Source organism: Cryobacterium sp. CAN_C2 (assembly GCF_015751745.1).
GTDB lineage: Bacteria > Actinomycetota > Actinomycetes > Actinomycetales > Microbacteriaceae > Cryobacterium.
Window position 1 is genome coordinate 184,769 of record NZ_JADOUX010000001.1, and the last position, 22,366, is coordinate 207,134.

The following is a 22,366-nucleotide window of genomic DNA, read 5'->3' on the forward strand; positions in this document are numbered from 1 at the left end:
CCGAGTGTCGGCGGTCGGCGGCATCGTGGCGACCGCCACGGGCAGCCGCCTGGAGTACGCCGGGTTCGCGTGGGGCTGGCGCACTGTTAGAATTTTCGAAGCGAAGGGGAGTATCCCTCTGGACCCGATCGGGTTCTATATCGCGATCGTCAATACGGGCCGCGCTGGTATCGATCGGTTCCGGTTGGGTCCTATCGGTGCGGGAAAGACTTTTGGGTTCTGTCACACCCGACTCCCGTCATCTCTTGAAAGGCCCCCGTGGAAGTTGCCCTCCCTCTTTGGTTCGAAATTGGATCCCTGGTCGTTTTGACCCTCATCCTCATCGCCGACCTGCTCATCGTCTATAAGCGCCCGCACGTTCCGAGCATGCGCGAAGCCAGCCTGTGGGTGGCGTTCTATGTGGGGCTCGCCCTGATTTTCGCCCTGCTGATGCTGCTGCTCGGCGACGCCGAACACGCCGGTCAATTTCTTGCCGGCTGGCTCACCGAGTACAGCCTGAGCATTGACAACCTGTTCGTCTTTGTGATCATCATGGCCCGGTTCTCGGTGCCGCGAAAATACCAGCAGGAAGTTCTGATGGTGGGCATCATCATCGCTCTCGTGCTGCGCGGAATCTTTATTCTGCTCGGCGCCCAGCTCATCGAAAGCTATAGCTGGATCTTCTATATCTTCGGCGCGTTCCTGTTCTACACCGCTGTCAAGCAGGCGTTCTCCTCGGAGGAAGAAACGGAAGATCAGGAAAACGGCGTCATTCGTCTTCTGCGCCGTCGCATTCGCATCTCCTCGGAATTCGACGGTTCCAAGGTGCGCACGCTGATCGACGAAAAAAAGGTCTTCACCCCGATGCTGATCGTGTTCATTGCGATCGGCACGACCGACCTGATCTTCGCGCTCGACTCGATTCCGGCGATCTTCGGCATCACGACGAGCCCGTTCATCGTGTTCACGGCCAACATTTTCGCCCTCATGGGCCTGCGCCAGCTGTACTTTCTGCTCGGCGGGCTGCTCGAACGCCTCGAATACCTCAAGTACGGCATCGCGGTCATTCTCGGCTTCATCGGTGTCAAGCTCGTGCTGCACGCCCTGCACGAGAACGAGGTCCCCTTCATCAACGGCGGCAACGGCGTGGCCTGGGCCCCGGAAATCGGCACCTGGACTTCGCTCGGCGTGATCATCGGTAGCATGGCAGTGGCCACCATCGCGAGCCTGATCAAAGCGCGCCACGATGCCGAGAAGCGTGGCCACACGCTGGCCGAGGAGATTTCGGCTAACGCTAAGGAATGATGACTGACGGCCGGGCGTCGGCGAACGGGGTGTCCTCATGACTCTGAACCAGCAGAGCACCATCGAACTTTCCACCGCCACCGCTCGCCTCGTTTTCAGTGCGCGCACCGATGTCGGCAGTGTGCGCAAGGTCAATGAAGACAGTGTGCTGGCTCAGTCACCGGTCTTTCTCGTCGCCGACGGCATGGGCGGCCACGCCCAGGGTGAGGTCGCCAGTCAGACCGTGCTGCGCGTGTTTGACGAACACATCGCTCGCGACCTGCCGTCGACGCCGGAACGCATCCTCGACGCCATCCACTCCTCGAACGACGCCGTGCGCGATCTCAGTGCTGCCGACGATTACGGCACCGCCGTGTCGGGCACGACCCTCGCCGGCATCGCCTTCGTCGACGCCGGCGATTCCGGCGGCTACCACTGGATGGCCTTCAACGTCGGCGATTCCCGCGTCTACACCTGGACCGACGGCGTTCTGGCCCAGTTGTCGGTCGACCATTCCGCCGTGCAGGAGATGGTCGATGCCGGCCTGATTTCGGTCGAGGATGCCGAGAAACACCCCGAGCGCAACGTCATCACCCGGGCCATCGGCGCCGACGAGTTCGTCGATGCCGACGTCTGGCTGCTTCCGGCCCTGGGGGAGCAGTCGTTCCTGATCTGCTCCGACGGGCTGACCAAGGAACTCGACGACACGGCGATCGCGCGGGTACTGGCCATTGACATCCGTTTGGATGCAGCCGGGCGCAGCGTCGCGGACGTTCTCGTCGATGAAGCCATTGAACACGGTGGGCATGACAACGTGAGCGTCGTCTACGTGGAGTCCGCGTTCGACTGACTGTTCGCGAGGCGGGGGCGGGCGAGGTGTTACCCTGAACCCGTGGTACTGAGCCGACTCCTTCTGTGCCGCGACGAGCCCCTGTCCTGAGGCCTCCCTCGTCGCGGAGTTCGGCGTGGCTGCCATCGATTCGTGAGGAAGACGCTCAAAATGACCAACGTAATATCCACTTCGCACGTTAGCTCCGACACCCACCTGCGCACGCTGGCCGAGAAAGTCTGGGACAAGCACCTCGTCTCCAAGGGCGAGGACGGCACGCCGGACCTTATCTACATCGACCTGCACCTCCTGCACGAGGTCACGAGCCCTCAGGCCTTCGACGGTCTGCGCCTGGCCAACCGAATGCTGCGTCGCCCCGATCTGACCATCGCGACCGAAGACCACAACACGCCAACGCTCGCCATCGACAAGCCCATCGTCGACCCGACCAGCCGCACCCAGATCGAAACCCTGCGTCGTAACTGCGCAGAATACGGTGTACGGCTGCACTCGCTCGGTGACATCGAGCAGGGCATCGTGCACGTCGTCGGCCCGCAGCTCGGCCTGACCCAGCCCGGTATCACCGTGGTCTGCGGCGACTCGCACACGTCGACCCACGGCGCATTCGGCGCCATGGCGCTCGGCATCGGCACGAGTGAGGTCGAGCACGTCATGGCCACCCAGACCCTGCCGCTGAACCCGTTCAAGACCATGGCCATCACGGTCAATGGCGCGTTGCGCACCGGGGTCACCGCGAAGGACATCATTCTCGCCGTGATCGCCAGGATCGGCACCGGCGGGGGAGCCGGCTACGTGCTCGAATACCGTGGCGAGGCCATTCGCGCCCTCTCCATGGAGGGGCGCATGACCGTCTGCAACATGTCGATCGAGGCCGGTGCCCGCGCCGGCATGGTCGCCCCCGACCAAACCACCTACGACTACCTGAAGGGTCGCGCGCACGCGCCGCGCGGCGCCGACTGGGACGCCGCCGTCGCGTACTGGCAGACCCTGGCCACCGATGAGGGCGCCAGCTACGACGCCGAAGTCATCATCGACGCGAACGGGCTCGAACCGTTCGTGACCTGGGGCACCAACCCCAGCCAGGGCGTGTCCCTGAGCGGATCGGTGCCGAACCCCGCCGACATCATCGACGCGAACGAGCGCTCGGCGGCCGAACGAGCCCTGGAATACATGGACCTCATGGCCGGCACCCCGATGAAGGAAATTCGGGTTGACACCGTCTTCCTCGGCTCCTGCACCAACAGCCGGGTCGAAGACCTGCGCGCTGCCGCTGAAATCATCAAAGGCAGGACCAAGGCCGAGGGACTGCGCATGATGGTCGTTCCCGGCTCTGCCCGGGTGCGGATCGAGGCTGAAGCCGAGGGGCTCGACAAGATCTTCCTTGATTTCGGAGCCGAATGGCGTTTCGCCGGCTGTTCGATGTGCCTCGGAATGAACCCCGACCAGCTCGAACCCGGCGAACGCTGCGCGTCAACCAGCAACCGCAACTTTGAAGGACGCCAGGGCAAGGGTGGGCGTACCCACCTGGTGTCGCCGCTCGTCGCGGCCGCCACGGCTATTCGCGGCACGCTCAGCAGCCCGTGGGACCTCGTTCAGGATGGAGATCGCTAGCATGCAGAAATTCACGACCGTCACCGGCATCGCGGTGCCGCTGAGACGTTCCAACGTCGACACCGACCAGATCATCCCCGCCGTGCACCTCAAACGCGTCACGCGCACCGGTTTTGAAGACGCCCTATTCGCGGCCTGGCGCCTCGATCCCGACTTCGTCATCAATAAGAAGGAATATCAGGGCGGTCGCGTGCTCATCGCCGGGGCCGACTTCGGCATCGGCTCCTCGCGTGAACACGCCGTCTGGGCCCTGCGCGACTACGGCTTCGACGTGGTGCTCAGCCCCCGGTTCGGCGACATCTTTCGTGGCAACTCCGGCAAGCAGGGGTTGCTCGCCGGCCAGATCAGCGAATCGGATGCGGAGACCCTGTGGAACCTCATCGAGTCCGACCCGGGCGTTGAGTTGACCGTGGATCTGGTGAGTAAAACCGTGCGGGTCGGCGATCTGAGCGTGAATTTTGAAATCGACGATTACACTCGATGGCGGCTGCTCGAAGGTCTCGATGACATTGGGCTGACGATGCGTGACGAAGCGCGAATCAATGAATTCGAAGCGACGCGAGAGTCGTGGCTGCCCCGCACCCTTCCCGCGCTGTCACCGGAATCACTCTCCATGCGTTAATTCGCATTAATTTGCACTGCACTAATTTGCACCAGGACAGGTAATTTGTGAGCACTCTCAGCGAAGCACTGCGTGATCAAGAGGCGAAGATTTTAAACGACGCTCGAAACCACGACGACAAGATCGAGCGGGGGATCGCACAGAACCACGGCGCATCCGTTGGCCTCACCGCCGATAAAATCACCATTCGGGGCGGCATTCCGCTGGTCGGTCGCATCGAGGTGAAGGGGGCGAAGAACCTCGTCACCAAGGCCATGGTCGCCGCCCTGCTCGGTGAAACTCCGAGCGTGCTCAAGGACGTCCCGAACATCAGTGATGTTCGGATCGTTCGTGGGCTGCTCGAGGTGCACGGCGTCAAGGTGACCGAGGGTGTCGAACGGGGCGACCTCATTCTCGATCCGGTCGACGTGGAGAGCGCGCACTTCGCCGCCATTGACGCCCATGCCGGATCCTCGCGCATCCCCATCCTGTTTTGCGGACCGCTGCTGCACCGGCTCGGCGAGGCTTTCATTCCCGACCTCGGTGGCTGCCGAATCGGCGACCGACCGATCGATTTTCACCTCGAGGTGCTGCGCAAGTTCGGCGCGGTCGTCGAGAAGCAGCCCAATGGCATCCGCATGTCGGCGCCGAACGGACTCAAGGGCGCCAAGCTCGAGCTGCCCTACCCGAGCGTGGGAGCGACCGAGCAGGTGCTGCTCACGGCGGTGCGGGCTGACGGCATCACCGAGCTCAAGGGCGCGGCGATCGAGCCCGAGATCATGGACCTCATCAATATTCTGCAGAAGATGGGCGCCATCATCACGGTCGACACCGACCGGGTGATTCGCATCGAGGGCGTCGATCGCCTGCTGGGTTACAACCACCGTGCGCTGTTCGACCGCAACGAGGCAGCGAGCTGGGCAGCCGCTGCCCTCGCGACCGACGGCGATATCTTTGTCGGCGGCGCCCGCCAGCCCGAAATGATCACCTTCCTCAACGTTTTCCGCAAGGTCGGTGGCGCTTTCGACATCTGCGACGACGGCATCCGCTTCTATCACCCCGGCGGCCACCTCAAGCCCGTGATCATCGAAACGGATGTTCACCCCGGCTTCATGACGGACTGGCAGCAGCCGCTTGTCATCGCCCTCACCAAGGCGCACGGCACGTCGATCGTGCACGAGACGGTCTACGAGCAGCGTTTCGGCTTTGTCGACGCGCTCGTTGAAATGGGCGCGACCATTCAGATTCACCGCGAATGCCTCGGCGGACACCCGTGCCGCTTCGGCCAGCGCAACTTCAACCACTCGGCCGTCATCACCGGGCCGACCAAACTGCACGGGGCCGACATCGTCGTTCCCGACCTGCGCGGCGGCTTCAGCCACCTGATCGCAGCACTCTCGGCCGAGGGCACCTCCACGGTCAGTAACGTGGGAATCATCAGCCGCGGATACGAGAACTTCATCGGCAAGTTGCGGCTTTTGGGGGCGGACTTCGATCTCGAAGGATAATAGGCGCGTGCCTGAAAATAACGACGTGCCAGCCGCCGCCGAGTCACCGATCCGAATCCGTTCGGAGAAGAGCCGGCCGTCGGCGTTCTGGATTCTCGCCGGGCTGATTCTGCCGGTGATGAACCTCGCGGCTCGGTACGAGATCATCGACGCCCACAAGTTTCCGCGCAGCGGTGCGTTCGTCTTTGCGCCGAACCACTACAGCGAGATCGACCCCGTGGTCATGGGCGTTGTGGCGTGGAAGCTGGGGCGGCTGCCTCGGTTCCTGGCGAAGGCATCCGTTTTCAAGATTCCCGTCGTCGGTTGGGTGTTGACCAAGTCCGGCCAGATTCCGGTACAGCGCGGCGGATCGGTGCGCGGCAGCGAACCGGTCAAGGCCGCCCAGCGCCTCGTCGAAAATGGCCAGATCGTGGTCGTCTACCCGGAGGGGTCGCTCACCCGCGACCCTGACCTATGGCCGATGCGCGGCAAGACCGGCGCCGTGCGCATCGCGCTCGAGCAGGGGATTCCGATTGTGCCGGCCGCTCACTGGGGCGCCCAGCATTTGATGGAACGGTATTCCAAGAAGATCAGGCTGTTTCCGCGCAAGACCATCACCGTGAAAATCGGCGACCCGATCGACCTCGCCCAGTTTCGCGGCCGCAGCCTCGACACGGCCACACTCAACGAGGCGACCGCGGTCGTGATGGTGGCCATTACGGCGCTGCTCGAAGAACTGCGCGGTGAAAAAGCCCCGGCCCAGCGCTGGAACCCGTCGGAGCACAACCAGAAAGAGACCGGCCGTTTTGAAGCATAGAACCCTCCCGCAGCCCAAGATTCAACCAGGCACACGGGTGGCCGTTCTCGGGGCGGGGAGTTGGGGAACAACGTTCGCCAAAATTCTGACGGATGGCGGCGCCGACGCCGTTCTGTGGGCTCGCCGCCCCGAATTGGCGCGGGAAATCTCGGAGGCGCGCCGCAACAGCGACTACCTGCCGGGCGTGAACCTGCCGGTCGGCCTGCGCGCCACGAGCCGTCTCGATCTGGCCCTGGCCGGCGCCGAAATGGTGTTCGTCTCGGTGCCCAGCCAGTCGTTGCGCGAAAACCTCAAGCAGGTCGAGCCGTATCTGGCCGAGAACGCGATCATCATTTCGCTCATGAAGGGCGTCGAACGCTCCACCGGTATGCGCATGAGTACGGTGATCGAAGAAGTACTGCGCATCGAGCCCGATCGCATCGCGGTGATCAGCGGGCCGAACCTCGCGCTCGAAATCGCCAAGGAGCAGCCCACCGGTGCCGTCGTCTCCTCGGCGAGCCTCGAAACCGCGCAGGCTGTGGCCAAACTGGCTACCAACCGCTACTTTCGTTCGTACGTCAACACCGACGTCATCGGTACCGAGTTTGGCGGCGTGCTGAAAAACCTCATCGCGGTCGCCATCGGCATCGTCGACGGGGTCGGCTACGGCGAGAACACCAAGGCCTCGATCATCACCCGTGGTCTGGTCGAAATGACCGACTTTGCGGTCGCGTACGGCGCCCACGCCGAGACGCTGGCCGGCCTGGCCGGCCTCGGTGACCTCATCGCGACCTGTCAATCCCCGCTGTCCCGCAACAACACGGCCGGGCGGCTGCTCGGCCAGGGCTACAGCATCAACGACGTCGTCAAGCAGATGCAGCAAACCACCGAAGGCCTCGCGTCGGTGAAGCCTGTTCTCGAACTGGCCCGTGCCAAGGGCGTTGAGATGCCGATCGTCGAACAGGTTCGCCAGGTACTCGACGGCACGCTCAACCCCCGCGACATTGCGCCGCACCTCACAACTGATTCCGGCGAACCGCAGGGCGAAAGGACACTTGACGATGTTGGACAAGCTCACGGTGGTGCTTCTCTTTGGAGGGCGTTCCAGCGAACACTCGATCAGCTGCGCAACGGCGGGCGGAGTCCTGGCAGCCCTCGACCCTGAGCAGTACACGGTCATCCCGGTTGGGATCACCCGCGACGGCGCGTTCGTGCTCGAAGACAACGACCCGGCCACGTTCGCCCTGAACGCCGCGGCGTTGCCCGTTGTCGCCGACAACGGCACCCGGGTGCGCTGGCCGGAGGGCGCGTCGAGCCGGGAACTGACCGTCGTCGACGCGTCCGGTGAGCGTTCACTCGGCTCGGTCGACCTCATATTTCCAATTCTGCACGGTCCGTTCGGCGAGGACGGCACCATCCAGGGCATGCTCGACCTGCTCGGCCTGCCGTATGTCGGGTCGGGGGTTCTCGCATCCGCTCTGGGCATGGATAAGCACTTCGCTAAGACCGTCTTTCAGCAGGCAGCGCTGCCGGTTGCGCCGTGGCGCACCCTCACAGCGGATGATTGGGCGCAGGCCCCCGGCATGGCCTACGCGGCCCTCGAGCAGCTCGGCGTGCCCGCATTTGTGAAGCCGGCGCGTGCCGGGTCGAGCGTCGGCGTCAGTCGTGTCTCGACGCCGGATCAGCTGGCCGAGGCCATGGCAGTCGGACTCGCCGAAGACAGCAAGGTGCTGATCGAATCCGGGCTCGTCGGCCGGGAGCTCGAGATCGCGGTGCTGCAGGGACGCCCGGGGGAGCCGACCCGCGCCTCCGTGGCCGGCGAGGTCGTCGTGACCGGACGCGACTTCTACGACTTTGCCGCGAAGTACCTGGACGCGCCGGGTGTCGCCCTGGTCTGCCCGGCGCCCCTGTCAGCGGCAGAACTGGCTGAGGTGCAACGAATGGCCATTGCCGCGTTCGAGGCGATCGGCGGCGCCGGACTGGCCCGCGTCGACTTCTTTCTGACGGCGACCGGCTGGGTGATCAACGAGATCAACACCATGCCCGGGTTCACGAGCATTTCGATGTTCCCGAGCTGCTGGCTGGCAAGCGGCTACACCTATCCCGAGCTCATCGACGAGCTCATCGCCGTGGCCATCGCCCACGCTGAGCACGGTTCCTGACCCGCCCGCGCTGGCGGTCTTTCGAAACATCCCCACTCGCTGGTGTCGCTGGTCGAGACCGCCACCGTATGACGCGACCCGGCTTGCTGAACGCCGCTGAGAGAGCGCCGGCAGGATACCTACGGGGCGTTTGTGGGCCCGTCGGTGGGTAGTTGCACGTCTTCGGCTCCGACACACGCACCGGTCGCCGGCACGTAGCCAACCGCGTTGGCAACGTCGATGAGCGCCGTCGAGCCGCTCACCGCTTCGGAGTCGATGACGATCTCGATGGCCGGGTCTCGACCGTAGGTCGTGTACCGGTACATCGGGGCGTCGGAGTCGTCTTCGATCCAGTCGATCCCGTTGATATTCAGGCACGGCAGTGTCGTGGGCGTCGGCACCGTCACGCCACAGTGCAATAACACGGCGGCCGGGTCGCCCCAGGCGCCGGTGGACTGGGCGTTCGTCTCCCGTGACGCCTGGTCGGCGACGGTGGAGGGCAGGTGCACGATGACGTCAGCGCAGGCCACGTTGGTGGCATCGGCGGCCGGGCTCAGCGGCACGGCGGCGGCGCAGCCGGCCAGCACCAGTGAACTCGCGAGCACGGTGACGACGGCGACGGAGCGAAGAGGAGCTGAACGCAGGAGCAGGAATGGGTGAGACATCGTATTCAGGCTACCGTTTATTACATGACCACTGCTGCGGATTCCCCGCGCCCAGCCCCGCTCACAGCCGCCACGCCGCCATCCACGGCTACCGAAACTCTCGCCGATCTGAGCGAAGGGGCCGTTCTCGAGCGAATCTTTCCCCGACTGCCCACGGCTGCGGCCGAACTCCTCGGCCCCGGCGACGATGCCGCGGTCATTTCAGCGCCCGACGGACGCTTCGTGGTAACGACCGACATGATGATTCAGGGGCCGGACTTTCGCCTCGCCTGGTCGACACCGCACGACCTCGGCTGGAAGGCCGCGGCAACCAATCTTTCCGACGTTGCCGCGATGGGCGCTCGTCCCACGGCCCTCGTCGTGGCGATCGCCGCACCGCCGTCGACGCCCGTGTCGGTGCTCGAGGGCATCGCCGACGGGCTGCGTGACTGCTGCGAGGCCCTTGCCCCCGGCTGCGGGGTCGTAGGGGGCGACCTGTCGGCCTCAGACGCCCTCACGATCGCAGTGACGGCCTTCGGCGACCTGGAAGGCCGTGCGCCCGTGCTGCGCTCGGGGGCGCGCCCCGGGGACACGGTGGGGCTCTCCGGTCGGCTCGGCGACGCCGGAATCGGCCTTGAACTGCTGTTCCGCCTGGGCGTCGATGGCCACGGAGTACCCGACCTTGAGCGGGCCAGCGCGCTCAAGCTCGCGCACCCGCTCGAGGTTGCCGCCCAGCTCACTCCCGTGCCGCCAATAGCGAGCGGCCCGATCGCCGCCCTCGCCGGCGCCACCGCCATGCTCGACGTCTCCGACGGGCTCGCCATCGACGCCGGACGCATCGCGAGAGCCAGCGGTGTCGCCATCGATTTCGACTCCGCGTGCCTGGGCGCGCGCATCGAGGTTGCCCTCGGGGGAGGCGAAGACCACGGCCTGCTCGCCACCTTTTCGCCCGACACCGTGCTGCCGCCCGGCTTTCGCCGTCTCGGTACGGTTGTGGCGGCATCCGCTTGTGTTGTGGCCGGAACGATCACCGTCGATGGTGCGCCGCACGACCAGGGCGGCTGGGACCCCTACCGTGGCTGGGACGGCGCGGCCGGCTAGATCACCCGGGCCGGCCGCCGCACAACCAGGGCGGGCGGCACGGGTGGCCGGCCGAGCTACGACTCGGGCTGCCCGGCGGGCGAGGCATACCAGACGGTCGTATCGCCGTAATCCCTGCGGCGTTCGAGCACGAGCGTCTCGCCCCATTCCGGCTCGGGCGACCGTGAGCTGCGCTCCAGCACCACGAGTGCGTCGTCGGCCAGCAGCGGAGCGAGCGCACTCAAATTGTGCCCCAGCTCCACCTCGCTGAGGTCGTAGGGCGGGTCGATGAACACGACGTCGAAGCCGTCTTTGGTCGCCGCCAAGAAGGACTGAACTGCCTGCGATGACACGGCAATCTTTAGCTCGGTGCCCCTCGGGGCTGACCGCTGCACCGCCTCACCGTTCTTGCGGCACATGGCCGCAGCACCGTAACTGTTCTCGACGAGCGTCACCACCCGCGCTCCGCGGCTTGCCGCTTCGAGCCCCAACGCGCCCGATCCCGCATACAAGTCCAAAACGCGCACACCGTGCAGCGCATCCCGAGAGTCGAGAGCCGAGAAGATCGCCTCCCGAACCCGATCACTGGTCGGCCGGGTGCCCGACTTCGGAACAGCCAGGGTCAAGGAGCCGGCAAAACCAGAAATAATTCGTGTCATAACTCTTCAGAGCCTAGCTGCCTCCCTGCCGGCGCCCGTGAGTCGAGGGTTGTTCGCGCAAGTACTAATGTCCGGCGCCGGTTTACGATGGAATCATGACCGGTTCGAGCGCTGCCAGTGGCCCCGAATTCGATGGTGTTGCTCTGCCAGCGGCCCAACGTGAACCGCTCACTCTCGACACTCCCTTGAAAAAAGCTCTGAGTGCACCCCAGGCAACGGCGCTGCACAAGGCCTTCGCCATGCAGACCGTCAGCGACCTGCTGAGTCACTACCCGCGGGACTACGCCGACCGCGAGGTACTCCGGCCCCTGAATCAAATCACGCCCGGCGCCAACATCACCGTCATCGCCGACATCATTTCGGTACACGAAAAGCGCATGTCCTCCCGGCCGGGCACGATCGTCGAGGTGGTGATCTCCGACGGTGGAGGCGAATTCACCCTCACGTTTTTCGGCAAAAACAGCCAAGAATGGCGGCTGAAGCAATTGCGGCCCGGCTTGCGCGGCAGTTTCTCGGGCAAAGTACGCATGTACAGGGGCGAGAGTCAATTGGCCAACCCGGCCTACAAGACTTTTGAAAGTGAAGAAGAGGAGGCACTCGAAGACCCGACCCTGCGGCTCCGACAGAAGCCGCTCATACCGATCTACGTGGCAACGGCCGCGGAGACCAGCTGGAACCTGCAGACCATGATCGACCAGGTGCTCCGGCGCGTGGGCACTCTGCCCGAACCCGTTCCCGACGATTTGCGGGTCGAACACAGCCTGCTCGACCACACCCAGGCCATCCGCTGGATTCACAGCCCCGATGATCAAGAACAGTGGATGGCTGCCCAGGACACCCTGCGGTTCACCGAGGCCTGGGTGTTGCAGTGTGCCCTCATGCAGCGGCACAATCGTGCGCGCGAGCGCCGTACCCGGCCGCGCGTACCCGCCCCGGGCGGGTACCTCGAACGCTTTGACGCGGCGCTGCCGTTCGTGCTCACGGTCGACCAGGAGATCTGCGCGGCCGAAATTGCCACCGACATGTCCCAGTCGGGCCCGATGAATCGGCTGTTGCAGGGCGAGGTCGGATCGGGCAAGACCGTGGTCGCGCTGCGGGCCATGCTCGCTGTGGCCGACAGCGGCGGCCAAACGGCGCTGCTCGCACCGACCGAGGTGCTGGCCGGGCAACACCTGCGGTCGATCACAACCCTGCTCGGCCCCGATCTCGCGGCCGAACTCATGCCGACCCTGCTGACCGGCAAACTGCCGGTCGCGCAGAAACGCAAGGCTCTGTTGCGCACCGTGTCGGGCCAGTCGCGTATCGTGATCGGTACCCACGCGCTGCTCAGTGACACGGTGGCCTTTTTCGACCTCGGTCTGATCGTGATCGACGAGCAGCACCGGTTCGGCGTCGAGCAGCGCGAAACCCTCCGGCTCAAGGGCGCCGAACCACCGCACGTTCTCGTCATGACGGCGACACCGATACCGCGCACCATCGCCATGACCGTGTTTGGCGACCTCGACGTGAGCATCATCCGCATGTTGCCGGCCGGCCGCCAGGGCATCACCAGCATCGTTGTGCCGCTGGCCGATCACCCGAACTGGTTCCAACGGATCTGGACCAAGCTTGCCGAGGAACTCGCTCTCGGACGGCAGGGTTTTGTGGTGTGCCCGGCAATTTCCCCCCTCGACGTTGAAGAAGGGTCAGACGCCGAGACGGCACCATTGCCCGACGATCAGAAGACTCCGCTCGCCAATGTGGAGACCGTGCACGAGAGGCTGCGCGGATTTGCTCCGTTGGCCGGATACCGCATCGAGGCACTGCACGGGCGCATGACGAGCGACGAGAAAGATCGCATCATGCGCTCTTTCGCCGCCGGCGAGATCGACGTTCTCGTCGCGACGACCGTCATAGAGGTCGGTGTTGACGTGCCCAATGCCTCGGCTATGGTCGTGCTCGATGCTGACCGGTTCGGTGTCTCCCAGCTGCACCAGTTGCGCGGCCGGGTCGGGCGTGGCGGCGTGCCCGGGCTGTGCCTGCTCGTGACCAACTCCCGGGCCGGGTCGCCGGCCCGCCAGCGCATCGGCGACGTCGCCGCGACTCTCGATGGTTTCGTGCTCGCCGAACTCGACCTCGCCCTGCGGCGGGAGGGCAACGTGCTCGGCGACGTGCAATCCGGCGACGGATCAAAACTGCGCTTTCTGCGGGTGGCGGTCGACGGCGATATTATCGCCGCGGCCCGGCAAGCCGCCTTCCACCTCGTGACGGGCGATCCGGGCATCCGCACCAACCCGGCACTACGGGAGGCAATTGCGCGGCGGTTGACCGAATCCGAACGTACCTGGCTCAACAAAGGCTGACTATGACGATTCGAAGCAGATGCACCGGGCAGCGCCGGTCAGCCTCTGGCAGTATGGTGTGATCATGCGCAGGATCGCCGTTGTCCCTGGATCATTTGACCCCGTCACCCTGGGCCACTTGGACGTGATCGATCGCGCCGCCGGCCTGTTCGACGAGCTCCATGTGCTCGTGGTGCACAATCCCGACAAATCGGCCCTGTTGCCGATCAGCAAGCGCGTGTCGCTTCTGGAACAGGCGATCAAAGAAGCCGGGCTGCCGACCAACATCGTGGTCGCCAGCTGGAGCATGGGTTTGCTCGTGGACTACTGCATGGATGTGGGCGCAAGCGTGCTCGTGAAGGGTATCCGCTCGCAGGTCGATGTGGCCTATGAAACGCCGATGGCGATCGTCAACCGCAATCTGGCCGCGGTCGAGACTGTCTTTCTGCTGCCCGATCCAGCCAACGCCCACGTCTCCAGCTCGCTGGTGCGCCAGGTTGCCAGCCTCGGCGGCGACGTTTCGCCCTACGTGCCGCGAGCCGTCGCCCAATACCTGGAGCGTTCGCGGGTATGAACCTCAAACCGACTCGCTCCTCTGCGGAACTGGCGTCGGTTCCGTCGGCCGACGATGAGTCCGCCGTTGATCTGAGCGAGCTGCAAGAAGCCGGGCGCGCGATCATGCACAATGTCGAGACGGTCATAGACGGCAAACGTGAGGCCGTGAAGATCGCACTGACCGTTCTGCTGGCCGAGGGCCACCTGTTGATCGAGGATGTTCCCGGTGTCGGCAAGACCATGCTCGCCAAAGCGCTCGCCCGGTCGGTTGACTGCACCGTCGGACGAATCCAATTCACCCCCGACCTGCTGCCCTCCGACGTGACCGGGGTGTCGGTGTTCAACCAGGCTGAGCGCCGGTTCGAGTTCAAACCGGGCCCGGTCTTCGCAAACATCGTCATCGGGGACGAGATCAACCGGGCAAGCCCGAAAACCCAGTCGGCGCTGCTCGAATCGATGGAGGAACGCCAGGTCACCGTCGACGGCGTCACCTACCCGCTCGCCCTGCCCTTCACCGTGATTGCCACCCAGAACCCGATCGAGATGGAGGGCACCTACGCCCTTCCGGAAGCGCAACGGGACCGGTTCATGGCCCGCATCTCCATGGGCTATCCCGATTCCAAATCGGAGCTCGCGATGCTCGACTCGCGCGACACCGGCAGCCCGCTGGCACTGATCTCCGCCGTGGTGTCGGGGGATACCCTGCGTGACATGATGCTCACGGCCCGGGCTGTCTTCGCCTCCAGTGCGGTCAAGGAATACGCGGTCACTCTGGTTCGGGCCACCCGCGACGACCGCGACCTGCGCCTCGGCGCCAGCCCGCGGGCGACTCTGCAGCTGATTCGTGCGGCGAAGGCGCGGGCCGCGTTGGACGGTCGCGACTATGTGCTGCCCGACGACATCGACTCGCTCGCCGTGGCTGTTCTCGGCCATCGGCTGGTTCCCACCAGCCGGGCGCTGGGCCACCATCACCAAAACAGCGGCCCCCTGATCGACGACATCGTGCGCCGCATTCTGGCCGATACTCCCGTGCCGGTCGGCCTCGGGGCATCCGCTCTGCCCGTATCGATGCCGCCCGTGCGAATCATTCCCAGCCGGCCAGTTGGTTCCACCGGACAGTCGTAGCCATGGCCGCACGCGGGGTGAGAGGTTCGGGGCCACCGGTCAATTCCGACTGGTTTACGCGGTTGGCCGCCCGATTCGCCACGCGGCTCACCCTGCGCGGCGTGGTCTTTCTAGCGGCCGGGGTCGTGTTGTTCGCCAACGCGGTGCTGGTGAGCAGCCGCGACGTATTGTTCGTGGCCAGCGTGCTGATCATGGCGCCGCTCGTTGCGGCCGGGTACGTGTCGCTCCGTCCGGCCCGGGTCGAGGTTACGCGCGTCTTTCGGCCGCCCATTGTGTCGGTCGGCGGTGAGACTGTGGTCTCGCTGCACGCGCGCAACCTGTCGGCGATACCGCTCGGCGGCGCCTGGTGGGCCGACACCCCCTCTCCCGGAATTGATGCTCCGTCGGCGGCTGTCCTGCCGCTCCTGGGCCGCAACGGCGCCGCTGGCGACAGTGTGCGCCTGGAGTACTCCATCGTGCCGCGCCAACGCGGCGTCTACGATGTTGGCCCGCTGCGCGTGCTGCGCCAGGATCCGTTCGGCTTCGCTCGCAGCGAGAGAATTGCGGGAGCGCCCCACGACCTGATCGTCACGCCGCGAGTGACGCCCCTTGCCGGTCGCGGCCTCGCCCAGTCCAGTGATGACGGCGCGATCCGAGAACTGGTTCGTCAGGCAACCCCGACCTCTGACGAGCTCATCGCTCGCGAATACCGTCCGGGAGATGCCCTGCGCCGGGTGAACTGGCCGGCCACGGCCAGGCACGGTGAAATCATGGTGCGGCAGGAGGAACAGCGCAGCAATCCGCAGGCCCGCATCGTGCTGGACACAACCCTGGCCGGCGCTGCCGGACTGGGTGCCGGGCACGTTCCCCCGCACCTCGTGGCCGCATTCGAACTTGAGATTGAGCTGGCGGCATCCGTTGGTGTTCACCTGCTTGAAGCTGGATACCGCCTCGAGGTCATCGAACTTGGCGCCAGCCAGCTGATGCCGAACGGCCAACAGTCCATCGGCGGACTGCACGGCGACGTGCCCGCCACCTTTCGTGCACCCGGCGGCGACCGCGCACTTCTGGAGGCCCTCGCGAGCGTGGTTCCGGTGCCGTGGCCGAGCCGCGGTGCCCGCCTGGTCGCCTCGCGCCGAGTGCCGATGCGTGCCGCGCTGCGCAGTGCGCAGGTATCGGTGCCGACATTCGCGATGCTCGTCAGCGTGTCCGACGCGGATGTTGACGATCTGGTCGCCCTTGCGCGTCACTGCGAGCCTGCAGTCGCGTTCGTGCAGCGCACCGTCGCTGCCGCCGCCCGAGAACGCCTACAGGACGCCGGCTGGCGCACTCTGGCGCTCACGACGATCGACGACCTGGACGAGACATGGAACGACCTGAGTGGGGAGCGAGGCGCCAGTCATGACTAGCCTGTCCACCAAGCCGGCCCTGAGCATGGACACTCTCCCGTCCCAACGGGCACGCCCTCCGCGTCTGCCGCACAGCCGGCGTGGCACACGAGATGCCGCGGTGTGGCCACTCGTTGTCAGCCTGTTGCTCCTGCTGCTCATCTGTTGTGCTGCACTCGGTCCACTGCTGCGGGGAAGCGCGTGGTGGTGGGTCTGCGCTGCCGTTGCCAGCGCAGTTCTGCTCGGCTCGGCGGTGTTTCGTCGCTTGGGACTGCCTCGTCCGCTTGTTCCGGTGGCAAACATTGCGTTGCTGGTAGCAACGCTGACGCTGCTGTTCGGCGGTGGAACCGCAGTGTTCTGGTTCATTCCGACGCCGCAAACCGTCGACACGTTCGCCGGCCTGATCGACGCCGGTAGAGCCTCCGTCGCTCAACAGAGCACGCCGGCCGAAGTGACCCTCGGTATTCTCTTTCTACTGGCCGGTGGTACGGGATTGATCGCTATTGCCATGGACCTGCTCGCCGTGACCCTGCGGTGGCCGGCCCTGGCTGCCGTGGGTGCACTCGTGCCGCTCCTGGCGCCCGGCTTCATCATCGACGACGGGGCCGATATTGCCGCGCTCACGGCGGCTGCCATCGCTTTTCTGCTGCTGTTGCGGGTTGACGTGTACGTGCGCCGCGCGCAGGAGTCCGCGCAGGAGTCCGCGCGTGATCCGGCCGGAGTACGCGCGCCGCGTGTCTACCGCACGCAGCGGCCCCGTGGCACCGGGTCGATCGGGGGCGCAGTCCTGGTCGGAACCCTCACAATCGTGGGAGCCCTGATTCTGAGCACACTCACTCCGGCACTTACGACCAGCGGCCTGGTCACGGCCGGGCCGGCCGGGTTGCTGTTCGGCAGCGGAGTGAGCCCCCTGATCAATCTTGGTCAGGACCTGCGCCGGCCCAAGGCCGGACCGGCCTTCCACTACACCTCGACCGGCACGGAGCAGCCGTATTTCACCCTGTTGACCCTCGACCAGGTCATTGGGCTGACCTGGACGGCACGCATCGACGGGGCGGACACGCGCAACACCGTCGACGATATTGCGAGGCCGTTCGGGCTGGATAACAGTGTGGAGACGCTCAAAGCGTCGACCTCGGTTGTCATCGACGGCGTCAACAGCCACTGGCTGCCTGCACCGGCCCGTGCAACGAAAGTCGAGGGGCTGATCGGCCGGTGGTATTGGGACAGCCGCACCCGGGCAATCGCCAGCACCACCGGCAACACCCTCAGCCAGACGTACACCGTGTCATCCTTGGAGATCAAGCCGACGGCCGACCAACTGCGTCGATCGAGCACGGACTATCCGGCGAGTGTTCTCGGCAACCTGCAACTGCCCGTCAATCCGCCACCGATAATCGAGCAAACGGCGCGGCAAGTGACCGAGGGAACGTCGTCAGGTTATGACGCCGCGGTCGCCGTGCAGAACTACTTGCGCAGCAGTGCCTTCACGTACGACACGGAAGCTCCCGTTGAAGACGGTTACGACGGTGGCGGCGTTGACGTGATTGGAGTGTTCCTCCAGCAAAAGCGCGGCTACTGCGTGCACTTCGCCGCCACCATGGCCGCGATGGCACGCACCCTCGGTATTCCCTCCCGGGTGTCGCTCGGTTACCTGCCCGGCGTCAAATCCCAAGACTTCCAGCAGGGTCTCGGACAGTACGACGTTGACTCGCACGACCTGCACGCCTGGCCGGAACTGTACTTCGTCGGCATCGGTTGGGTGAAATTCGAACCGACGCCCGGCCGCGGCAGCGTGCCCAACTTCGAGCAGGCTGTGGATGCCGGCACGCCGACAAGCGGGCCGGGCGGAGCCGCCGCTAACAGCGCACCCGGCCTCAGCGTCGACCGGTTGGCCGACGATTCCGCCCTCGAACGTGGTGCCACAGCCCCAAGCGCGGCGTCCACTAACCTGCTCGGCATCATCGGATTCAGCGCGCTGGGACTGCTTGTGCTGCTCCTGCCAGGAATTACCAGGCGGATGCTGCGCTTGTCGCGGATGCGCCGCATCCACTCCGCCGGCGGCGCCGCCGCCCTCGCCTGGATCGAACTGCAGCACACCAGTCTCGACCACGGCATACCCGTGCCGGTCACCGAAACTCCGCGAGCATTCACCATGCGCCTGGAGCGCCTTCGAAGGCTCGACACGGAGTCGACGGAAGCGCTCGACCGGGTACTGCTGTCCCTGGAACGCTCCCGGTTCGACCGGTCGCCGAAACGGGCTGACACCCTCGCCGACGATCTGACCCTGGTACTGCGAGCGCTGCACGCCAGCGCGAGCGTCGGCATCCGTCTGCGAGCCACGTTCGCTCCTACCTCACTGTTCGCCGCGCTCGGTGCGGTACTGCTCGGAGAACGTCGCGCCCGCACGCTCGCCCCCTGAACAGCGCGAACAAGCAGAGCGCGTACAATATACGACCGTGACTAAGTTCAAGAAGACGCCGTACACGGTCGACGTGCGTGACCTCATCAACCGCCCCGGCACCATGCACGAACGCCACCTCGATATTGTGGTGCCCGACGACCTCGGCGCTGGCCTCGTGGCCGTGAAAGCCGGGTCGACCCTGTCGACCGAGCTGCGCCTCGAGGCGATGCACGAGGGAATCCTGGTGAGTATCGAGGTGTATGCGCGGGCGCTCGGCGAGTGCGGCCGGTGCCTCAAGGACATCGACCTGCCCGTCCGAGTTCAGTTTGCCGAGCTTTTCGGTTATCCTCAGAAGGAGGCCTTCGAGTTTGAGATTCTGGACGACCATGTCGATTTGGAATCTTTGATCCGGGACGCGGTAGTGTTATCACTTCCGTTCCAACCAGTATGTCGGCGGGATTGCCCTGGTCTTGACAGTGAGACCGGGCAGCCGCTTGCCGAACTACCTGAACTCGTATCCGACGATGCGCCCGATCCCCGGTGGTCAGCGCTTGCGGGGTTTGCGGCTTCCACAGACAAAGACATGGGTGTGGACACCTATGTTTCCGACAGCAGAGAAGAGAAGTAGTCATGGCAGTACCGAAGCGCAAGATGTCGCGTTCCAACACCCACTCGCGTCGCGCGCAGTGGAAGGCCACGCCTCCCACTCTCGTGAAGACCATGGAGGGCGGCAAGGTCGTCTACAGCCTGCCGCACCGCGCCAAGGTTGTCACCGACTCCGCCGGCACAGCGTTGTTCATGGAATACAAGGGCCGTAAAGTCGCCGACGTCTAAGACATCTCTTCTCAGCAGGCCGCACACTCGGTCGATGGCGCTGTGTAGATGACAAACGTGAACACCGAGCGGTCGCCCCTGCTGGCGACCCTCGGCGTACAGATTGAACCGGTGATTCTGGAGCTTGCTCTAACCCACCGGTCCTTCGCCTACGAAAATGGCGGCATTGCCACCAATGAGCGCCTGGAATTTCTCGGCGACTCAATTCTGGGCCAAGCTGTCACGGTGATGCTCTACCGCACCTACCCCGACCTCGACGAGGGCCAGCTGGCCAAGCGTCGGGCCAGCCTGGTGTCCACGGCCGCGCTCGCGCAGATCGCCCGCGGGCTGGGTCTGGGCGAGTACATTCGGCTCGGTCGCGGTGAAATCCTCACCGGCGGGCGCGATAAGGCGTCCATTCTGGCCGACACCGTCGAGGCGCTCATCGGCGCCACGTTTCTCGATGCCGGTGGCGACGTCGCCACCGCGTTCGTGCTGCGCCTGATTGAGCCGCTCGTGGCCGAACCGGGCCACTTCGGCGTGTCCATGGACCCGAAAACGAGCCTGCAAGAGCTCGCCGCAAGCTCGGGTGTCGGTGTTCCCGTTTACACCCTCGAGGGCAGCGGCCCCGACCACTCCCGGGAGTTCGTCGCGACCGTCGTCATCGGCACGATCGTGACCGCCCAGGGTGTTGGCCCGAGTAAGAAGTTCGCCGAGATGGCCGCAGCCCGCGAGGCCATCGACCGGCTCAAAGCACTCTAATCTCACGCTATGCCCGAACTCCCCGAAGTCGAGGTCGTGCGCGCCGGCCTGCAGCCGGCTGTGACCGGTGCCGTCGTCGCCGGGGTTGAGATTTTCGACGAACGATCCCTGCGCCGCCACGCGCCGGCAGCCGGGCCTTTCGCCGACCAGCTCAGCGGGCGGCGAATTCTCGCCGCCGTGCGCCGCGGCAAGTTTCTCTGGCTGCCCCTCGACAGCGGCCGGGCACTGGTCATCCACCTCGGCATGAGCGGCCAGGTGTTGTTGCGCACACCGGGCGCCGCGCTGGATCGCATGCTGCGCATCCGTTTGTCGCTGGAACACCCGACCCACGGCGAACTGTGGGTCAACTTCGTCGACCAGCGTATCTTCGGCAGTATGGCCATCGACACCATGATTCCCACCGACGACGGACTCCCGGGTGGCTATTCGGGAACGATCGAAGTGGATGCCGACTGGCAGCACCGCATTCCCACACAGGTCGCACACATTGCCCGCGACCCGATCGACCCGTCGTTTTCTTCGAACGCCTTCTTCGTAGCGCTCGCGCGCAAGAAGACCGGCATCAAGCGGGTGCTCCTCGACCAGAACCTGATCAGCGGCATCGGCAATATCTACGCGGACGAAGCGCTGTTCGCCGCGCGCATTCATTACGAGCAGCCGGCCGCCTCGCTGTCGCGGGCAAAGGCGACGGCGTTGCTCGCGGCCGTGCGCACCATTTTGCACCGCGCCCTCGCCGAGGGCGGCACCAGCTTCGACGCCCAGTACGTGAACGTAAACGGACAGTCCGGCTATTTCGCACACAGTCTGGAGGCCTACGGTCGGCAGGGCACACCCTGCTCCCGCTGCGGCACCCTGCTGGTGCGCGAGCAGTTCATGAACCGCGGCTCGCACTTCTGCCCGCGCTGCCAGCGCCCGCGTTAAACGGTTCGATGACGGTCATTCCATCGTCGGGTCGACCTGGTCGTCCGTTTTTCGGATCATAGACGGGTGATGGAGGGCATCATCTACCGGTAGGCCCACGCCGGGTACGCACCCGCCCTATCCGGGTGCTGGCCGACACGGCCTACTCGTCTCAAGCGAACCGGGCCATGCTTTTTTATCGCGACATCCTGGTCGTGATCCCCGAGCGTTCAGATCAGGTCGCGAACCGAGAAACGCCGTGGACGAAATGGTGGCCGCCCGGTCGACCTCGACCAAGAGGCCCACAAGCGTCAAAACGTCATCGAACGTTCATTCAACACGCTCAAACAGTGGCGTGGCCTCGCCACCCACTACGACAGACTCGCCCTCACCTCCCGGGGCGGAGCCGTCCTGAGCGCCATCGTCGTCTGGCCACACGAATTAGGAGACACGCCCTAGCAGCGTCTCCGAAGACCCGGACGGCGCCGTTGCGCTTACCAGCGCGGGGCGGAGGACGCGGCGATGATGCTCAGCAGGGCGTCGCGCAGGGCCTCGGCATTCTCCAGCGGCGGAAACAGGTCGGCCTCCAGGGTGCGGGTCTGCTGCCAGGCCCGGGTGCCGGCATCCGTTCGGGCCACCGCATGGCGGCGCGCGTCGCGCTCGTCGCGGGTGCGCACCACGTAGCCGCCCTGCTCCAGCCGTTCGAGCGTGCGGGACATGGTCTGGGTCTGCACCCGGGCGCGCTGCGCCAGCTCGGTCTGATTGAGCGATCCGTCTGCGAGCAGGTGCAGCACGACCATGCCGGCATGGGTGAGTCCGAGCCGGTCGAGGGCTTCGACCCACGCGTGCTCAACCAGCCGGGCGGCCGTCGAGAGCAGGCGTCCGGTTGGCCAGGAGGCCAGCGCATCCCGCTCGACCGGGAGCCCGGGATCAGGTGTGGTCATATGCCCAATCTAGTGCTAGCGTCAACTAATCAGCTAGCTGATT

The 22,366-nt window shown here is 65.2% G+C and carries 22 protein-coding genes; 19 read left to right on the forward strand and 3 right to left on the reverse strand.

What is annotated here, in order from left to right:
- Window positions 1-258: 258 nt before the first annotated feature.
- The 8 genes from IWX77_RS00910 to IWX77_RS00945 all read left to right on the forward strand — a co-directional run bounded on the left by IWX77_RS00910 (window position 259) and on the right by IWX77_RS00945 (window position 8,770).
- Window positions 259-1,284, forward strand: coding sequence for a TerC/Alx family metal homeostasis membrane protein (locus tag IWX77_RS00910; RefSeq protein ID WP_196842628.1), 1,026 nt, complete (start codon window positions 259-261; stop codon window positions 1,282-1,284).
- 37 nt (window positions 1,285-1,321) lie between these two features.
- The gene (locus tag IWX77_RS00915; protein WP_196842629.1) at window positions 1,322-2,113 is read left to right on the forward strand and encodes a PP2C family protein-serine/threonine phosphatase; all 792 of its coding nucleotides are present in this window, start codon (window positions 1,322-1,324) and stop codon (window positions 2,111-2,113) included.
- 150 nt (window positions 2,114-2,263) lie between these two features.
- Window positions 2,264-3,724 carry a 3-isopropylmalate dehydratase large subunit gene (gene leuC / locus IWX77_RS00920; protein ID WP_196842630.1) on the forward strand — a complete coding sequence of 487 codons (1,461 nt, stop codon included), beginning with the start codon at window positions 2,264-2,266 and terminating at the stop codon, window positions 3,722-3,724.
- Between the two features lies 1 nt (window position 3,725).
- A complete protein-coding gene (leuD, locus tag IWX77_RS00925) occupies window positions 3,726-4,346 on the forward strand; it encodes a 3-isopropylmalate dehydratase small subunit (protein ID WP_196842631.1) in 621 nt (206 codons plus the stop codon).
- Window positions 4,347-4,480: 134 nt separating this feature from the next.
- Window positions 4,481-5,833, forward strand: a complete 1,353-nt coding sequence (gene murA / locus IWX77_RS00930) for a UDP-N-acetylglucosamine 1-carboxyvinyltransferase (protein WP_297412576.1) — start codon at window positions 4,481-4,483, stop codon at window positions 5,831-5,833.
- A 55-nt stretch (window positions 5,834-5,888) separates the two neighbouring features.
- The gene (locus IWX77_RS00935) at window positions 5,889-6,629 is read left to right on the forward strand and encodes a lysophospholipid acyltransferase family protein (protein WP_297412577.1); all 741 of its coding nucleotides are present in this window, start codon (window positions 5,889-5,891) and stop codon (window positions 6,627-6,629) included.
- The gene (locus IWX77_RS00940) at window positions 6,619-7,773 is read left to right on the forward strand and encodes an NAD(P)H-dependent glycerol-3-phosphate dehydrogenase (RefSeq protein ID WP_297412570.1); all 1,155 of its coding nucleotides are present in this window, start codon (window positions 6,619-6,621) and stop codon (window positions 7,771-7,773) included. The genes IWX77_RS00935 and IWX77_RS00940 overlap by 11 nt, the downstream gene beginning before the upstream one ends.
- Window positions 7,670-8,770, forward strand: coding sequence for a D-alanine--D-alanine ligase family protein (locus IWX77_RS00945; protein WP_196842632.1), 1,101 nt, complete (start codon window positions 7,670-7,672; stop codon window positions 8,768-8,770). The genes IWX77_RS00940 and IWX77_RS00945 overlap by 104 nt, the downstream gene beginning before the upstream one ends.
- A 119-nt stretch (window positions 8,771-8,889) precedes the next feature.
- On the opposite strand, the gene IWX77_RS00950 is transcribed toward IWX77_RS00945, so the two are convergent.
- Entirely contained in the window at window positions 8,890-9,414 is a 525-nt protein-coding gene (locus tag IWX77_RS00950; RefSeq protein WP_196842633.1) for a DUF3515 family protein, read from the reverse strand.
- Between the two features lie 24 nt (window positions 9,415-9,438).
- Between IWX77_RS00950 and thiL the strand changes: the two genes are divergently transcribed.
- A complete protein-coding gene (gene thiL / locus IWX77_RS00955) occupies window positions 9,439-10,494 on the forward strand; it encodes a thiamine-phosphate kinase (protein ID WP_196842634.1) in 1,056 nt (351 codons plus the stop codon).
- A gap of 56 nt (window positions 10,495-10,550) precedes the next feature.
- Here the strand turns inward: thiL and rsmD are convergent, their stop codons facing one another.
- A complete protein-coding gene (gene rsmD, locus IWX77_RS00960) occupies window positions 10,551-11,132 on the reverse strand; it encodes a 16S rRNA (guanine(966)-N(2))-methyltransferase RsmD (protein WP_196842635.1) in 582 nt (193 codons plus the stop codon).
- A 95-nt stretch (window positions 11,133-11,227) separates the two neighbouring features.
- Between rsmD and IWX77_RS00965 the strand changes: the two genes are divergently transcribed.
- The 10 genes from IWX77_RS00965 to IWX77_RS17370 all read left to right on the forward strand — a co-directional run bounded on the left by IWX77_RS00965 (window position 11,228) and on the right by IWX77_RS17370 (window position 21,838).
- Complete coding sequence (locus tag IWX77_RS00965; protein WP_196842636.1) at window positions 11,228-13,474, forward strand: ATP-dependent DNA helicase RecG; 2,247 nt, start codon at window positions 11,228-11,230, stop codon at window positions 13,472-13,474.
- A gap of 64 nt (window positions 13,475-13,538) precedes the next feature.
- Entirely contained in the window at window positions 13,539-14,027 is a 489-nt protein-coding gene (coaD, locus tag IWX77_RS00970; RefSeq protein WP_196842637.1) for a pantetheine-phosphate adenylyltransferase, read from the forward strand.
- The gene (locus tag IWX77_RS00975) at window positions 14,024-15,133 is read left to right on the forward strand and encodes an AAA family ATPase (protein ID WP_196842638.1); all 1,110 of its coding nucleotides are present in this window, start codon (window positions 14,024-14,026) and stop codon (window positions 15,131-15,133) included. The genes coaD and IWX77_RS00975 overlap by 4 nt, the downstream gene beginning before the upstream one ends.
- Window positions 15,134-15,135: 2 nt before the next feature.
- The gene (locus IWX77_RS00980) at window positions 15,136-16,521 is read left to right on the forward strand and encodes a DUF58 domain-containing protein (RefSeq protein ID WP_196842639.1); all 1,386 of its coding nucleotides are present in this window, start codon (window positions 15,136-15,138) and stop codon (window positions 16,519-16,521) included.
- A complete protein-coding gene (locus tag IWX77_RS00985; RefSeq protein WP_196842640.1) occupies window positions 16,514-18,922 on the forward strand; it encodes a transglutaminase family protein in 2,409 nt (802 codons plus the stop codon). The genes IWX77_RS00980 and IWX77_RS00985 overlap by 8 nt, the downstream gene beginning before the upstream one ends.
- A 37-nt stretch (window positions 18,923-18,959) precedes the next feature.
- Entirely contained in the window at window positions 18,960-19,532 is a 573-nt protein-coding gene (locus IWX77_RS00990; protein WP_297412574.1) for a YceD family protein, read from the forward strand.
- Window positions 19,533-19,534: 2 nt separating this feature from the next.
- Window positions 19,535-19,738 carry a 50S ribosomal protein L32 gene (gene rpmF, locus IWX77_RS00995; RefSeq protein ID WP_196842641.1) on the forward strand — a complete coding sequence of 68 codons (204 nt, stop codon included), beginning with the start codon at window positions 19,535-19,537 and terminating at the stop codon, window positions 19,736-19,738.
- A 48-nt stretch (window positions 19,739-19,786) separates the two neighbouring features.
- The gene (rnc, locus tag IWX77_RS01000) at window positions 19,787-20,479 is read left to right on the forward strand and encodes a ribonuclease III (protein ID WP_196842642.1); all 693 of its coding nucleotides are present in this window, start codon (window positions 19,787-19,789) and stop codon (window positions 20,477-20,479) included.
- Between the two features lie 9 nt (window positions 20,480-20,488).
- Window positions 20,489-21,400, forward strand: a complete 912-nt coding sequence (mutM, locus tag IWX77_RS01005; protein ID WP_196842643.1) for a bifunctional DNA-formamidopyrimidine glycosylase/DNA-(apurinic or apyrimidinic site) lyase — start codon at window positions 20,489-20,491, stop codon at window positions 21,398-21,400.
- Between the two features lie 213 nt (window positions 21,401-21,613).
- The gene (locus IWX77_RS17370; RefSeq protein WP_196842764.1) at window positions 21,614-21,838 is read left to right on the forward strand and encodes a transposase; all 225 of its coding nucleotides are present in this window, start codon (window positions 21,614-21,616) and stop codon (window positions 21,836-21,838) included.
- Between the two features lie 35 nt (window positions 21,839-21,873).
- On the opposite strand, the gene IWX77_RS01015 is transcribed toward IWX77_RS17370, so the two are convergent.
- Window positions 21,874-22,323 (reverse strand): MarR family winged helix-turn-helix transcriptional regulator, encoded by a 450-nt coding sequence (locus IWX77_RS01015; protein ID WP_196842644.1) that lies wholly within the window; start codon window positions 22,321-22,323, stop codon window positions 21,874-21,876.
- Window positions 22,324-22,366: the final 43 nt, after the last annotated feature.